12 protein-coding genes and 1 pseudogene are annotated in these 14,557 nt (G+C 66.4%); 9 read left to right on the forward strand and 4 right to left on the reverse strand.

Features of this window, described 5'->3' with window-relative positions; genetic code table 11:
- Positions 1 to 175: pseudogene (locus GH681_RS19065) on the reverse strand (IS5/IS1182 family transposase); the annotation flags it as partial.
- Between the two features lie 286 nt (positions 176 to 461).
- Between GH681_RS19065 and GH681_RS19070 the strand changes: the two are divergent.
- The 9 genes from GH681_RS19070 to GH681_RS19110 all read left to right on the forward strand — a co-directional run bounded on the left by GH681_RS19070 (position 462) and on the right by GH681_RS19110 (position 11,222).
- Positions 462 to 2,432, forward strand: a complete 1,971-nt coding sequence (locus tag GH681_RS19070) for a long-chain fatty acid--CoA ligase (RefSeq protein WP_194271278.1) — start codon at positions 462 to 464, stop codon at positions 2,430 to 2,432.
- Positions 2,433 to 2,444: 12 nt separating this feature from the next.
- Positions 2,445 to 3,227, forward strand: a complete 783-nt coding sequence (locus tag GH681_RS19075) for an ABC transporter ATP-binding protein (protein ID WP_153163134.1) — start codon at positions 2,445 to 2,447, stop codon at positions 3,225 to 3,227.
- 194 nt (positions 3,228 to 3,421) lie between these two features.
- Positions 3,422 to 4,348, forward strand: coding sequence for a branched-chain amino acid ABC transporter permease (locus GH681_RS19080; RefSeq protein WP_153163135.1), 927 nt, complete (start codon positions 3,422 to 3,424; stop codon positions 4,346 to 4,348).
- Positions 4,349 to 4,362: 14 nt separating this feature from the next.
- A complete protein-coding gene (locus GH681_RS19085) occupies positions 4,363 to 4,809 on the forward strand; it encodes a hypothetical protein (protein WP_153163136.1) in 447 nt (148 codons plus the stop codon).
- Positions 4,810 to 4,829: 20 nt separating this feature from the next.
- The gene (locus GH681_RS19090) at positions 4,830 to 5,897 is read left to right on the forward strand and encodes a branched-chain amino acid ABC transporter permease (RefSeq protein WP_153163137.1); all 1,068 of its coding nucleotides are present in this window, start codon (positions 4,830 to 4,832) and stop codon (positions 5,895 to 5,897) included.
- A 68-nt stretch (positions 5,898 to 5,965) separates the two neighbouring features.
- Positions 5,966 to 7,288: an ABC transporter substrate-binding protein gene (locus GH681_RS19095; RefSeq protein WP_153163138.1), complete on the forward strand. Its 1,323-nt coding sequence runs from the start codon at positions 5,966 to 5,968 to the stop codon at positions 7,286 to 7,288.
- A 160-nt stretch (positions 7,289 to 7,448) separates the two neighbouring features.
- On the forward strand, positions 7,449 to 8,249 hold the full coding sequence (locus GH681_RS19100) for an ABC transporter ATP-binding protein (protein ID WP_153163139.1): 801 nt from the start codon (positions 7,449 to 7,451) through the stop codon (positions 8,247 to 8,249).
- Between the two features lie 724 nt (positions 8,250 to 8,973).
- Positions 8,974 to 10,209 carry a phenylacetate--CoA ligase family protein gene (locus GH681_RS19105; RefSeq protein WP_153163140.1) on the forward strand — a complete coding sequence of 412 codons (1,236 nt, stop codon included), beginning with the start codon at positions 8,974 to 8,976 and terminating at the stop codon, positions 10,207 to 10,209.
- A 113-nt stretch (positions 10,210 to 10,322) separates the two neighbouring features.
- A complete protein-coding gene (locus GH681_RS19110; protein WP_153163141.1) occupies positions 10,323 to 11,222 on the forward strand; it encodes an AEC family transporter in 900 nt (299 codons plus the stop codon).
- 44 nt (positions 11,223 to 11,266) lie between these two features.
- On the opposite strand, the gene GH681_RS19115 is transcribed toward GH681_RS19110, so the two are convergent.
- The 3 genes from GH681_RS19115 to GH681_RS19125 all read right to left on the reverse strand — a co-directional run bounded on the left by GH681_RS19115 (position 11,267) and on the right by GH681_RS19125 (position 14,557).
- Positions 11,267 to 11,680, reverse strand: coding sequence for a PhaM family polyhydroxyalkanoate granule multifunctional regulatory protein (locus GH681_RS19115; protein ID WP_153163142.1), 414 nt, complete (start codon positions 11,678 to 11,680; stop codon positions 11,267 to 11,269).
- 67 nt (positions 11,681 to 11,747) lie between these two features.
- The gene (locus GH681_RS19120) at positions 11,748 to 13,631 is read right to left on the reverse strand and encodes an ATP-binding protein (protein WP_228111995.1); all 1,884 of its coding nucleotides are present in this window, start codon (positions 13,629 to 13,631) and stop codon (positions 11,748 to 11,750) included.
- Positions 13,628 to 14,557, reverse strand: a complete 930-nt coding sequence (locus GH681_RS19125; protein WP_153163143.1) for an ABC transporter substrate-binding protein — start codon at positions 14,555 to 14,557, stop codon at positions 13,628 to 13,630. The genes GH681_RS19120 and GH681_RS19125 overlap by 4 nt, the downstream gene beginning before the upstream one ends.

Raw genomic sequence — 14,557 nt, forward strand, 5'->3', positions numbered from 1 at the left:
GGCGGCCACCCTGAGGGCTGACCGGCCGGGGCGCGATGCGATCCACCTCGGCCGCCAGCGCCGCGAAGTCGATGTACGACTCGATCTCGGCCAGCGGATCACCCAGGGTGTCGATCTTCTTGCGGTGAAGTTCGTCGGCGAACAGGTCGGTCTTGATGGCGCTGCGCGGTTTCATCGGAGTCGGCTCGGGGCGGATTCAGAACGATGTAATTTTATCAAGGGCGGGCGAGTCGCGGTTTTTCGAGGTGCCCGTAAGTGCGCCCGACGCGACTTTTCGCGCCATTTTGGCAGCCGTTTTCGCGCGCGGCTTCAGTTTCCGTACCCCACTCACAATTCCGTACATTTGAAAAACAGTTGAGCAAACATGGTTTGCCAGACTGTCCTCACGTCACAAAACACACTATCCGCGGCCGTTTCCGGACCGCGGGCACGACGCGAGACAAGACCGGAGGAGGATGGGGATGGCAAACACCGGCGAGAGTTCGGCCGAGATGGGCAGCCTGGATACTTTTCCGCGCCTGCTGATGCACCACGCCCGGCAGCGGCCCAATCGGCCGGCGATGCGCGAGAAGGAATACGGCATCTGGCAAACCTACACCTGGGCCGAAGTGGCCGAGCGGGTGCGCGCCATTGCCAGCGGGCTGGCCGAGCTGGGCTTCAAGCGCGGCGACCGCCTGGCCGTGGTGGGCGACAACCGGCCGCGGCTGTACTGGTCGGTGGCGGCCTGCCAGTGCCTGGGCGGCATCCCGGTGATGATGTACCAGGACGCCGTGGCTCAGGAAATGGCCTACGTGATGCAGGATGCGGAGATCCGCTTCGCCTGCGTCGAGGACCAGGAGCAGGTGGACAAGATGCTCGAGATCAAGGAAGGCCTGCCCCTCCTCGAGCACGTCATCTACGACGACCCCCGCGGCCTGCGCCACTACAACCAGACCTTCCTGCACGGCCTGGATGAAGTGCTCGAGATGGGCCGCATCCACGACCGCAACCACCCGGACTTCCTCGGCCACGAGATCGACAAGGGCAGCCCCGACGACGTGTCGGTGATGCTCTACACCTCGGGCACCACCGGCAAGCCGAAGGGCGTGTGCCAGACCCACGGCGCCTTCATCGCCGCGGCCCAGGGCGGCTGCCAGTTCGACAAGCTGTCGGACGAGGACGACATCCTCTCCTACCTGCCGATGGCGTGGGTGGGCGATCACCTGTTCTCCTACGCCCAGGCGCTGGTGGCCGGTTTCACCATCAACTGCCCCGAATCGGGCGAGACGGTGATGAACGACCTGCGCGAGATCGGCCCCACCTATTACTTCGCCCCGCCGCGGGTCTTCGAGAACCTGCTCACCCAGGTGATGATCCGCATGGAAGACGCCGGCGGCATCAAGCGCAAGCTCTTCCATCACTTCATGGACGTGGCCCGCCGCTGCGGCGCGGACATCCTCGATGGCAAGCCGGTCTCCGGCGGCGACCGCCTGCAGTACTGGCTCGGCAACCTGCTGATCTACGGCCCGCTCAAGAACGTGCTCGGCATGAGCCGCATCCGCGTGGCCTACACTGCCGGCGCGGCCATCGGGCCGGACCTGTTCCGCTTCTACCGCTCCATCGGCATCAACCTCAAGCAGCTCTACGGCCAGACCGAAACCTGCGCCTACGTGTGCCTGCAGCCCGACGGCCAGATCAAGCTCGATTCCGTCGGCACCCCCGCACCGAATGTCGAAGTCAAGCTGGCCGACAACGGCGAGATCCTGGTGCGCGGCCCGATGCTGCTCAAGGCCTACTACAAGCGCCCGGACGCCACCGCCGAATCCATCAACGCCGAGGGCTACTTCATGACCGGCGACGCGGGCTTCTTCGACGCCGACGGCCACCTGAAGATCATCGATCGCGCCAAGGACGTGGGCAAGCTCACCAGCGGCGGCATGTTTGCGCCCAACTACATCGAGAACAAGCTCAAGTTCTTCCAGCACATCAAGGAAGTCGTGTGCTTTGGCAACGGCCGTGATTTCGTCACCGCGTTTGTGAACATCGACCTGGAAGCCGTGGGCAACTGGGCCGAGCGCAAGGGCATGGCCTACTCGGGCTACACCGATCTCGCCTGCCAGCCGCAGGTGTACGACCTGATCCGCGAGTGCGTCGAGCAGGTCAATGCCGATCTGGCCTCCGACCCGAAGATGTGCGATTCGCAGATCAAGCGCTTCCTCGTGCTCCACAAGGAGCTCGACGCCGACGACGGCGAGCTGACCCGCACCCGCAAGGTCCGCCGCAATTTCGTGGCCGAGAAGTACGAAGTGCTCATCGACGCCCTGTATGCCGGCAAGAAGAGCCAGTTCATCGAAACCCAGGTGACCTACGAGGACGGCCGCACCAACAAGGTGTCTGCCGACCTGCGTATCGAGGACGCCAAGATCTTTCCGCCCGCGCGGAAAGCGGCCTGACGGAGAGCGACCATGGCCAGACAGATTGGCGACGTGATCGTCGACCTCCAGAACATCTCCCTGCGCTTCGGCGGCGTGAAGGCGCTCACCGACATCAGCTTCAACGTGAAGCAGCACGAGATCCGCTCCATCATCGGCCCCAACGGCGCCGGCAAGAGCTCGATGCTCAACGTGATCAACGGTGTGTATCACCCCCAGGAAGGGCAGATCTTCTTCAAGGGTGCGCTGCGCAAGAAGATGGAGCCCCACGAGGCCGCCGAGCAGGGCATCGCCCGCACCTTCCAGAACATCGCGCTGTTCAAGGGCATGACCGTGCTCGACAACATCATGACCGGGCGCAACCTCAAGATGAAGTGCAACTTCCTGCAGCACGCCCTCTACTGGGGCGCCGCGCAGAAGGAAGAGATCGCGCACCGCATCAAGGTGGAAGAGGTGATCGAGTTCCTCGAGATCCAGGGCATCCGCAAGACCCCGGTGGGCCGCCTGCCCTACGGCCTGCAGAAGCGCGTCGAGCTGGCCCGGGCGCTCGCCGCCGAGCCGGACATCCTGCTCCTCGACGAACCGATGGCCGGCATGAACGTGGAAGAGAAGCAGGACATGTGCCGCTTCATCCTCGACGTGAATGACCACTACGGCACCACCATCGTCCTCATCGAGCACGACATGGGCGTGGTGATGGACATCTCCGACCGCGTCGTGGTGCTCGACTACGGCAAGAAGATCGGCGATGGCGCACCGGACGAAGTGAAGAACAACCCTGAAGTGATCAAGGCTTACCTGGGCACGTCCCATTAGCCGGGGATGTCGGGTTACGCCCTGCGGGCTAACCCGACCTACGCAAGGAGCGATGCCGACGTAGGTCGGGTTAGCGCAGCGTAACCCGACATCTGAAGCACCGCAGGTCGGGGTGGCGCAGTAACCCGACACCGAACGACAGAAGAAGCGGCAGCGGGCAATCCGGCCCGACCCGCCGCAGAGGAGAGAGGCAGATGCAATTTTTCATCGAAGTACTGATCGGCGGCCTGCTGTCGGGCGTCATGTACGCCCTGGTGGCCCTCGGTTTCGTGCTGATCTACAAGGCCTCGGGGGTGTTCAACTTCGCCCAGGGGGCGATGGTGTTCTTCGCCGCGCTCACCTTCGTCGGCTTTCAGGAGGTGCTGCCGGGCTGGCTGGGGCTGGAGGCGGACAGCAGCGCGGTGTTCTGGCTGGCTTTCCTGCTCGCCTTCATCGCGATGATCGTGCTCGGGTCGCTCACCGAGCGCATCGTGCTGCGACCGCTGGTCAACCAGCCGCACATCACGCTCTTCATGGCCACCATCGGCCTCACCTACGTGATCGAGGGCCTGGCCCAGATGACCTGGGGCGCCACCGTGCGCGGGCTGGATCTGGGCATCGTCGATGAGCCCATCGCCTGGCTGATGGACAACTACGAGATCGGCGTCTCCAAGTTCGACCTCTTCGCCGCGGGCGTGGCGGCCTCACTGGTGGCCCTGCTGGCGATCCTCTTCCAATACACCAAGGTGGGCCGGGCCCTGCGGGCGGTGGCCGACGACCACCAGGCCGCGCTGTCCATCGGCATCCCGCTGCAGACCATCTGGCGCGTGGTGTGGGCGGTGGCGGGCTTCGTGGCGCTGGTGGCGGGGATGATCTGGGGCGCCCGCAACGGCGTGCAGTTCGCCCTCACCTTCACGGCCCTCAAGGCGCTGCCGGTGCTCATCCTCGGCGGCTTCACCTCGGTGCCCGGCGCCATCGTCGGCGGCCTCATCATCGGCGCCTCCGAAAAGCTGGCCGAGGTGTACGTGGGCCCGTTCGTGGGAGGCGGCATCGAAGGCTGGTTCCCCTACATGCTGGCCCTGGCCTTCCTGCTCGTGCGCCCCGAAGGGCTGTTCGGCGAGAAGCACATCGACCGCGTGTGACCGGGAGCAAGGCGATGAACCGAATCCATGCCTCTGGCGCCGCGCCGATGAAGGGTCTGGCCGCCGCGAAGCCTTCTTCCGCGATCAGACAGTCGATGCTGGTGGGCGAAAGGTCGATGTTGAAGGGTGAACTGCTTATGTTCGAGGGCGAAATGTTGATGTTCGACCGTCAACATAAAGGTTTGGAGCGTCAACTCCTTATGTTCGAGGCTGCAACCTTTCTTCGCAGCAACGAAACCTTTCTTCGCAGCGACGAAACCTTTCTTCGCAGCGCTGCAACCTTTCTTCGCAGCGACGAAGTGTTTCTTCGCAGCACCGAAACAAAGGGTTTGGGCGTGCAACAGCGTCCTCGCCAGCCTGCGCGCTTCCTGCGCATCGATGCATCCCAGCCCGCGCGCCCCGCAGAGGCCATCGCCGAACACCATAACAAGACTGTCAGCCCGCTGCGGACCGCTGCCTGAGCGGAGAAGGAGACCCACCCATGCTTTACCGTGAAGCCGGCCAGTTCAAGGCCAGTTATGCCGAAGATGCCCGGATCTTCCCGATCCGCCAGGACCGCATCGGGTTCTGGGTGCTGATGCTGGTGTTCGGCGTGGCGGTGCCGCTGCTCGCCGACCAGTACTGGCTCAAGGCCATCCTGATCCCGGTGCTGATCTTCTCCCTCGCCGCCCTCGGGCTGAACATCCTCACCGGCTACGCGGGGCAGCTGTCCCTCGGGTCGGCGGCCTTCATGGCCGTGGGGGCCTTCGCGGCCTACAACTTCATCCTGCGCATCGACGGCATGCCCTTTCTGGTGGCGCTGGTGCTCTCCGGGGCCACGGCGGCGCTGGTGGGCATCCTGTTCGGGCTGCCAAGCTTGCGCATCAAGGGCTTCTACCTGGCGGTGGCCACCCTCGCGGCGCAGTTCTTCATCGTGTGGGCGCTGGTGAAGTTTCCGTGGTTCTCCAACAACTCGTCGTCGGGCGTCGTCACCGCCCAGGACGTGACCATCCTCGGCTACACCTTCGCCAGCCCCGAGGCCAAGTACATCCTCACCTTCCTGATCGTGGTGGTGATGGCGCTGCTGGCCAAGAACATGGTCCGCTCCTCCACCGGCCGGGCCTGGATGGCGGTGCGCGATATGGACGTGGCGGCCCAGGTGATCGGCTTCCGCCTGATGCGTACCAAGCTGCTGGCCTTCGCGGTGAGCTCCTTCTACTGCGGCGTGGCCGGCGCGCTCTACGCCTACACCTACATCGGCACCGTGGAGCCCGAAGCCTTCAACCTCGACCTGTCGTTCAAGATCCTCTTCATGATCATCATCGGCGGGGTCGGCTCGATCATGGGCTCCTTCCTCGGGGCGGCCTTCATCGTGCTGCTGCCGATCTTCCTGGACAACTTCGTGCCGATGATCTTCGGCCAATCCCTGGGGGCGGGCTTCGTGTCCAACTTCCAGCTGATCGTGTTCGGCGGGCTGATCATCTTCTTCCTGATCGTCGAGCCCCACGGCCTCGCCCGTCTGTGGCAGATCGCGAAGGAGAAGCTCCGCCTGTGGCCCTTCCCCCACTAAGCGCCTTCTTCACGAACGTACGTAACCCTGTTTCGTCGTAGCACCCACACCAATAAAGGAGACACACCATGAAACTCAAGCACACCGTTCTGCTGGGTGCTGCCATCGCCGGCCTCTTGGGCAGTGCCGTGGCGAGCGCCGACGAACAGTTCATCGGCCTGCCCAGCTATCGCGTCGGCCCCTATGCGGCCGGCGGCGCCGGGATCTTCGGTGGCTGGATCGACTACATGCAGCTCATCAACGAGCGGGACGGTGGCGTCAATGGCGTCAAGCTCACCTGGGAAGAGTGTGAGACCGAATACAACAACGCCCGCGGCGTCGAGTGCTACGAGCGTCTGAAGAAGAAAGGCTCCACCGGCAACTCGGTGTTCCAGCCGGTTTCCACCGGCATCACCTACTCGGTGCTCGAGAAGGTCGCCCAGGACAAGATCCCGATGGTCACCATCGGCTACGGCCGCACCGATGCCGCCGATGGCCGCGTGTTCCCGTGGGTCTTCCCGATGATCACCACCTACTGGTCCCAGGCTTCCGCCATCGTGAACTTCATCGGTTCCAAGGAAGGCGGCATGGACAAGCTGAAGGGCAAGAAGATCGGCCTGCTCTACCACGACTCCGCCTACGGCAAGGAATCCCACGCGATCATGGACAAGCTGGCCGCCAAGCACGGCTTTGAAGTCCTGAAGATCGCGGTGGCCCACCCGGGCAACGAGCAGCAGTCCCAGTGGCTGCAGATCCGCCAGGCCAAGCCCGACTACGTGATCCTGTGGGGCTGGGGCGTGATGAACCCGACGGCGATCAAGGCGGCGGCCAAGACCGGCTTCCCCCGCGAGAAGCTGATCGGCGTGTGGTGGTCCGGCGCCGAGGAAGACACCATCCCCGCCGGCCCCGCCGCCAAGGGCTTCATCGCTGCTGGCTTCAACGTGCCGGGCGCCAACTACCCGGTCGTCGCCGACATCAAGAAGCACGTGTACGGCAAGGACAAGGGCAACATGGAAGACAAGACCCGCATCGGCTCGGTGTATTACAACCGCGGCGTGGTGCACGGGATCATCACCGTCGAGGCGATCCGCAAGGCCCAGGAGAAGTTCGGCAAGGGCAAGGCGATGACCGGCGAGCAGATGCGCTGGGGCTTCGAGAACCTCAACCTGGATGACGCCCGCCTGAAGGCTCTGGGCGCCACCGGCTTCATGCCGCCGCTCAAGCTGTCGTGTGCCGATCACGAAGGCCCGGGCAAGGTGAAGTTCCAGCAATGGGACGGCAACCAGTGGAAGGTCATCACCGACTGGATCGACTCCGACCGTCCGCTGGTGCGCGGCATGATCGAAGAATCCGCCGCCGCCTACGCCAAGGAAAAAGGCATCAAGCCGCGCGACTGCTCGAAGGAAGGCTGATCGGGGGCCGGTTTCGTCGGGTTACGCCCTGCGGGCTAACCCGACCTACCGAATCCCCGCAGTTGCGTAGGTCGGGTTAGCGCAGCGTAACCCGACATTCCAAGAACAAGAACGACCGAGGGTGGCCCGCGCCGCCCCGCACCGGAGGATGGCCGACGCCATGTCTTACCTCAGCATCAACAACATCGAGGTCATCTACGACCACGTGATCCTCGTGCTCAAGGGCGTCTCGCTGCAGGTGCCTCAGGGCAAGATCGTCGCCCTGCTGGGTGCCAACGGCGCTGGCAAGAGCACCACGCTCAAGTCGATCTCCAACCTGCTGCGGGCCGAGCGGGGCGATGTGACCAAGGGCAGCGTCGAGTTCAAGGGCCAGCGCATCGACCAGCTCACGCCGGCCGACCTGGTGAAGAAGGGCGTGATCCAGGTGATGGAAGGCCGCCACTGCTTTGGCCACCTCTCCATCGAGGAGAACCTCCTCACCGGTGCCTACACCCGCAGCCAGTCCCGCGCGGAGCTGAAGGAGAGCCTGGAGAAGGTGTACGCCTACTTCCCGCGCCTCAAGACCCGCCGCACCTCGCAAGCCGGTTACACCTCGGGCGGCGAGCAGCAGATGTGCGCCATCGGCCGCGCCCTGATGGCCAAGCCCGAGATGATCCTGCTCGACGAACCCTCCATGGGCCTCGCCCCGCAGATCGTCGAGGAGATCTTCGAGATCGTGAAGGACCTCAACAGCAAGGAGAACGTGAGCTTCCTGCTGGCCGAACAGAACACCATGGTCGCCCTGCGCTACGCCGACTTCGGCTACATCCTGGAGAACGGCCGGGTGGTGATGGAAGGCGACGCCGCCGACCTGCGGACGAACGAAGACGTGAAGGAGTTCTACCTGGGGCTTTCGTCGGAAGGGCGGAAGAGTTTCCGGGAAGTGAAGCACTACCGGCGCCGGAAGCGCTGGTTGTCGTAAGGAGGGCTGCAGGGCGCTTCCCTGTAGGTCGGACTTCAGTCCGACATCGCGGGTTGATGCGGTGGTGGCTTCGGTTGGCAGGGATTGGCCGGGGAGTTCGTTCCGGCGGGCGACCTACTTTTTTGCTTCGCCAAAGAAGTAGGCAAGAAAGGCGACCCGGCTTCGGCGGTCATTCGCTTTGCGAATGACTCCCCTGCGCTGCTCCCGTCAGGCGGCCGGCGCAGAACTCGCCCTGCGGGCTCAGACAGCTGCGCCGGAAAGCCCCGCCCGCCGGTGCGCTGCTCGGCGCCTCAGACGGGCTCCGGGGAACCACCGAGCCTTGGCTGGATGGAGTGCGGAGTTGACGCGGTTTTGGGTAGGTCGGGTTAGCGCAGCGTAACCCGACGTGGCCTGGTGCCAGCGCGTGTCGGTCGGTCGGGTTCGGGCGTCGGGTTACGCTGCGCTAACCCGACCTACGTGAATGTCTTTGCTTCCTTTTCCGGTGAAGCAAGAGAGCAGCTCGCCGGCCGGGGTGACTCCCGGCCAACGAATGTGCTGTAGGTCGGACTTCAGTCCGACACGCCCGGGTTGATGTGGCATTGATGTCGGACTGAAGTCCGACCTACACGGTGCCTTTGGTTGGCAGGGGGGGGCGGGGGCGCTACCTCGCCAACGGTACGTTGATAACAGGAAAAAACGTCCTGCAACCGGACGAACGAAAAAACCAGAAGGACGCGGAGACCCAATGAACTACTACGACGCCCGTGAAACCCGCGATCCCCTTGATCGCGAGCGCGAACTCCTCGCCCGGCTGCCCGCTCAGGTGGCTCACGCCAAGGCCCACGCGCCGGCCTTCGCCGCGCTGCTGAAGGATGTGGACCCGGCCGCGATCACCACCCGCGAGGCGCTGGCCACGCTGCCGGTGATCCGCAAGTCCGATCTCTCCGAACTGCAGAAGGCCGCGCGGCCCTTCGGCGGGCTGGCGGCGGTGCGGTGGGGCAGCGCCTGCGCCCGGGTGTTCGCCTCGCCGGGGCCGATCTACGAGCCCGAGGGCGCCCGCAAGGATTACTGGCGGCTCGCCCGGGCGTTTTACGCGGCGGGTTTCCGCGCCGGCGATCTGGTCCACAACACCTTCTCATATCACTTCACCCCTGCCGGTTCGATGATGGAAACCGCCGCCCATGCGCTGGGCTGCACGGTGTTCCCGGCGGGCGTCGGCCAGACCGAGATGCAGCTTGCCGCGATGCTCGACCTGCGGCCCGATGCCTACGCCGGCACGCCGTCCTTCCTGCGCATCCTGCTGGAGAAAGCCGACGAGCAGGGCGTGAAGCTCGACAGCCTGAAGAAGGCTTTTGTCTCCGGCGAGGCCTTTCCGCCCAGCCAGCGTGAGGCCCTCGCGGCCCGCGGCATCCAGGCTTACCAGGCTTACGCCACCGCCGATCTGGGCCTCATTGCCTTCGAGACGCCGGCCCGGGAGGGCATGGTGCTCGACGAGGAAGTGATCCTCGAGATCGTCCGCCCCGGCACCGGCGATCCGGTGGCGCCCGGCGAGGTGGGCGAGGTGGTGGTGACCACCTTCAACCCCGACTACCCGCTGATCCGCTTCGGCACCGGCGACCTGTCGGCGATCCTGCCGGGCATCTCGCCCTGCGGCCGCACGAATACGCGGATCAAGGGCTGGCTCGGGCGGGCCGACCAGACCACCAAAGTGAAGGGCATGTTCGTGCATCCGGGCCAGGTGGCGGCAGTGCTCAAGCGCCACCCGGAGATCGGCCGCGGTCGGCTGGTGGTGGACAACCCGGATCTCGCCGACCGGATGACCCTCCACTGCGAACTCGCCGCCCCGGCCGAGGGCCTCGCCGAGGCGGTGGCGGCCTCGATCCGCGAGCTCACCAAGCTGCGCGGCGAGGTGACCTTCTGCGCGCCCGGGAGCCTTGCCAACGACGGCAAGGTGATCGACGACCAGCGCAAGTACGAGTGATCCGTCGGGCTGCCGGCATCCCCGGCGGCCCCTTGCGGAAAGCCCGGATCGAACCGGGCCCGGCCTTCAGGCACACTGGCGTGATGTTGCCCGTCACGCCATTTTTCTGAGCGATGCAGAGCCTGCTGCTGCTCCTTCCCGACTTCGCGCTGATCGCGATGGGCGTGCTCCTGCGCCGTTATTTCGGGCTGGCGGACGCCTTCTGGACCGGCGTCGAGAAGCTGGTCTATTTCATCTTCTTCCCCGCATTGCTGTTCCACGCCCTGGCCCGGGCGACGATCGACATCGCCGCCATGGGCCCGCTGTTCGTGGTCGGGCTGGTCACGATGGCAGCCGGCTTGCTGCTGGGCCTTGCCGGGCGGCCGCTGATGGGGCTGGATGCGATGGCCTTCGCGTCGCGCCTGCAGTGCGCCTACCGCTTCAACACCTATATCGGCATTGCGGTGGCCGGCAAGCTGGCGGGCGCGGCCGGCGTGGCAACCATGGGCGCCCTGTGCGGGGCAATGGTCCCGTTTGCCAACATGGCGGCGGTGGCGATGCTGGTGCGTCACGGCCAAGGCCGGCTGTGGCAGGAGCTGGCGAAGAACCCGCTGATCATCGCCACCCTGGCCGGGCTGGCGTTCAACCTCTCGGGTGCGCAGCTGCCGGCGCCGGTGGTGCCCTTCCTGCAACGGCTGGCGGATGCGGCGGTGACCCTCGGCCTGCTGGCGGTGGGCGCGGCGCTGCGGCTGGGGCGCAGCGAAGGCGGGCGTTTCGGAACCGTGTATCTGTGCGCCGTGAAGCTGGTGGCGCTGCCGGCTGTGGCCTGGGGGCTGGGGCGGGCGCTGGGGCTCACGGGCGTGGCCTTCCAGGTGGCGGTGGCGTTTGCCGCCCTGCCGACGGCGTCGTCGGCCTACATTCTGGCGATGCGGCTGGGGGGCGACGGGCCCGGCGTGGCGCGGCTGATCTCGGCCACCACGGTGGCCGCGGCGGTGACGCTGACGGCCTGGCTGACGCTGCTGCGCGCGGCCTGAGGCCCAATGGCAAAACCCCGGCGGGTGCCGGGGTTGTGGGGAGATTACTTGTCCTTGCTGCGGCTGGACTTGGCCGGGGCGGGTGCCGGGGCCGGCGCGGCCTGGGCGGCCTTGGAGGCATCAGCGGCGCCCTGCATCAGGTTCCACGGCCACATGCCGCTGGCGAAGGGGTTGGGCTGGGCGGCTTCGGGGGTGCTGCCGCCTTCCGAGGCGATCTTGCTCATGGCCTGCATGGTGGCGATGGTGGCGCGCTGCATCTCGAGGCCCTGGGTGGCCATCTGCAGGGAGCTGAGGTTCATCTTGAGCCAGTTCTCGACGGCCTTCATGTCGGCGATGCGCTTGTCGAGCTCATCCACGTCGAGGGTCGGGGTGACCATGCCGGGCAGGCTGAAGCCCATCTTGCCCCACATGCTGCGCATGAATTCCAGCGGATCCTGTGCATTGTTTTCGGTGCTCATTGCTCTCCCCCTTTTGTCTGGTTGTGGAATCAGTGATTGATCTTAACCGAAGCGTACTCCGCCCGCATCAGCCTTGGGTTTTTCGTTGCAGCAGGGCCCGTAGCTTGGCCGGGCGGACGGGCTTGTGCAGGAGCGGGATCTCGGCCTGCTGGGCGGCGTTGGCGGTGGCCGGCGAGGTGTCGCCGCTGAGGATGATCGCCGGGATCGGCTTGCCGAAGTGGGCGCGCAGGCGCTGGATGGTCTCGAGCCCGTCGGCGGCGCCGGCGATCTGGTAGTCGGACAGGATGATGTCCGGCGGCGAGCCGGCGGCCTCGAGGGCGGTGAGGATGTCGGCCTGGTTGTCGGCGGCGCTGACCTGGCAGCCCCAGGATTCGAGCAGCCCGACGGTGCTGGCGACGGCCAGTTCGTCGTCGTCCACCAGCGCCACGTGGAGCCCGTTGAGGGCCTGGCTGGCAACCGGGTGGCTGCCCTCGGCGACGACCCCGGGGGCGGCGGTGGGCAGCTCGACCGCGAACACCGCACCGCGGCCGGGGCTGGACTTGAGGGACAGGGGGTGGTCGAGGAGATCGGTGAGCCGGCGCACGATGGCGAGGCCCAGCCCGAGGCCCTTGGCCCGATTGCGCTCCGGGTTGTCGAGCTGGACGAACTCCTGAAAGATCGCCTCCTGGGCGTCGGGGGCGATGCCGGGGCCGTTGTCGCGCACCTCGATGCGCACCCGCCGGCCGCGCTTGCGGCAGCACAGCAGGATGGTGCCGCCCGGGGCGTAGCGCAGGGCGTTGCTGATGAGGTTGTGGAGGATGCGTTCGAGCAGCAGCGGATCGCTCTCGACCCACAGGCTGGTGGGGCGCAGGCGCAGGCGCTGACCGCGCATCTCGGCCTCGCGGCGGTAATCCACTTCGATCCGTTCGAGCAGCGGCTGGAGCGGGAAGGGCTTGATCTGGCGGTCGAGCACGCCCACGTCGAGGCGCGAGATGTCGAGCAGGCTGTCGAGGAGGTTTTCCATTGTCTCGGCCGACACCGCGATCTGTTCGACCAGCCGGTGGGTGTCGGGGGCGTGGGGCTTCTGGCCGAGCTCGGCGACGAACAGCCCGAGGGCGTGCATGGGTTGGCGCAGGTCGTGGCTGGCGGCGGCCAGGAAGCGGGTCTTGGCCCGGTTGCCCCGTTCGGCTTCTTCCTTTTTTTCGAGGAGCTCGCGGGTGGCGGCCTCGATCTGGCGTTCGAGATCCTCCCGCGAGGCGCCGAGCTTGTCGGCCATGTCGTTGACGCCCTCGGCGAGCATGCGCAGGCTGCGCCCGCCTTCGACGGGCACCCGGGCGGAGAGGTCACCCTGGCCAAAGCGGGTGACGGTGGTGGCGATGCGCTGGATCGGGCCGGAGATGCCGCGGCTCATCCGCAGGGCCAGGGCCACGCTGGCGATGAGCACGGTGATCACCATCAGGAAGGCGTGCCAGAGCAGGTGGCGCTCTTCGGCGCGCAGGGAATCCTGGGTCATCTCGACGAGCACCTCGCCGCGCTGTTCGGTGCCGGTGGGGGCGTTGCCATTGCCGTTGCCGAGGAAGGCGTCCTCGATGTTCACGCCAACCCCGGTGACCGGTTCGCGGAAGCGCTGGGGCGGATCGTCGCTCCCCGGAGGGCGAGGATCCGGGGTGGCGAGTTCGGTGAGCACCTGCTGCTGGGGGCCGAAGACCACCACGCGCACCACATCCTTCTCGACCACGATGGCGTTGCTCAGCTTGCGCAGGCTTTCGAGGTTGCCCGAGAACACGCCGTACTCGCTGGCGGCGGCGAGCTGGCGCGCCAGCGCCTTGCCCCGCTGGCGGTGGACTTCTTCGAGGTCGGACAGCCGGGATGAGGTGAAGTAGCCGATCAGCAGTGACGCCATCACCATCGTCGGCAGCACCGCGATGAGGATGGTCCGGGCCCGGATGTCGAGGTTGCGTTCGCTGATCATGGCGGGTTCTCCGCACGTTCGAGCCGCTCGCGCAGTACGTTGGCGTCTTCGAGGGTGATGCCCAGGGAGCGGGCGACGTAGGTGTTGGTGCTGATCCGGAACTGGCGCGGCGCGGTGGGCGGCGGCAGGCTGCCGCTGACGAGCCCGATCCGGGCGGCCTCGCCGGCCTGCTGGCCGATCTGGGCCGGCGTGCTGTAGAGGGCGAACAGGGCGCCGGCCTTGACATAGGCGGGCGAGAAGCCGATCACCGGCGAGCGGTGGTGATAGGCCGTCAGGAGGATGTTGGAGATGGTCCGGTTGTTGAACAGCTGGGTGTCGGGCACCGCCAGCAGCACGGTGGGCTCGGCCAGCATGCGCTGCAGGGCGGGGTAGAGATCGCTCTCCTCGCTGGCGTATTCGAGCACCGGGCGCAGCCGCTTGTCCCGGGCGCTGGCCTGCAGGCGGCTGCCCAGCTCGGTGCTCTCGCGGCCGACCACCAGGCCGACCCGCGGCCAGTCGGGCAGGGCGATGCGCAGCAGCTCGATCTGCCGCGACGCGGGCTGGTCGATGAACACCGCCGACACCCGCCGGGTGTCGTCACCCCGGTTGGACAGGCGCTCGTAGGCGCTGCGCGGCAGCAGGGTGTGGAGGATCAGGGTGCGTGGGGCGAGGTTGGCGATGGTCTGGGCGGCGCGGGTGCCGAAGGTGACCACCAGCCCGGTGTTGCCGAGGGCGGCGGCGTCTTCGGCGCGCAGCGGAAGCATCAGCGTCTGGGGGCGGTGGCCGGCGTTGCGCAGCTCGGTGGTGAGGGCCTCGGCGGCTTCGCTGAAGGCGGCGCTCTCTTCTGACATCACGAGCACCACCGATGCGGCGAGCGCGTGCAGCGGCACCCCGCAGGCCAGGAGGGCCAGCAGGGTGACGACGAAGGCGCGCCGGATCAGCCTCAT

It is taken from the genome of Zoogloea sp. 1C4 (assembly GCF_009469605.1).
Taxonomy (GTDB): domain Bacteria; phylum Pseudomonadota; class Gammaproteobacteria; order Burkholderiales; family Rhodocyclaceae; genus Zoogloea; species Zoogloea oryzae.

Coding starts and splice junctions, on each gene's coding strand:
- GH681_RS19070 (WP_194271278.1), top strand. CDS start 462: ATGGCAAACACCGGCGAGAGTTCGGCCGAGATGGGCAGCCTGGATACT.
- GH681_RS19075 (WP_153163134.1), top strand. CDS start 2,445: ATGGCCAGACAGATTGGCGACGTGATCGTCGACCTCCAGAACATCTCC.
- GH681_RS19080 (WP_153163135.1), top strand. CDS start 3,422: ATGCAATTTTTCATCGAAGTACTGATCGGCGGCCTGCTGTCGGGCGTC.
- GH681_RS19085 (WP_153163136.1), top strand. CDS start 4,363: ATGAACCGAATCCATGCCTCTGGCGCCGCGCCGATGAAGGGTCTGGCC.
- GH681_RS19090 (WP_153163137.1), top strand. CDS start 4,830: ATGCTTTACCGTGAAGCCGGCCAGTTCAAGGCCAGTTATGCCGAAGAT.
- GH681_RS19095 (WP_153163138.1), top strand. CDS start 5,966: ATGAAACTCAAGCACACCGTTCTGCTGGGTGCTGCCATCGCCGGCCTC.
- GH681_RS19100 (WP_153163139.1), top strand. CDS start 7,449: ATGTCTTACCTCAGCATCAACAACATCGAGGTCATCTACGACCACGTG.
- GH681_RS19105 (WP_153163140.1), top strand. CDS start 8,974: ATGAACTACTACGACGCCCGTGAAACCCGCGATCCCCTTGATCGCGAG.
- GH681_RS19110 (WP_153163141.1), top strand. CDS start 10,323: ATGCAGAGCCTGCTGCTGCTCCTTCCCGACTTCGCGCTGATCGCGATG.
- GH681_RS19115 (WP_153163142.1), bottom strand. CDS start 11,680: ATGAGCACCGAAAACAATGCACAGGATCCGCTGGAATTCATGCGCAGC.
- GH681_RS19120 (WP_228111995.1), bottom strand. CDS start 13,631: ATGATCAGCGAACGCAACCTCGACATCCGGGCCCGGACCATCCTCATC.
- GH681_RS19125 (WP_153163143.1), bottom strand. CDS start 14,557: ATGAGGCTGATCCGGCGCGCCTTCGTCGTCACCCTGCTGGCCCTCCTG.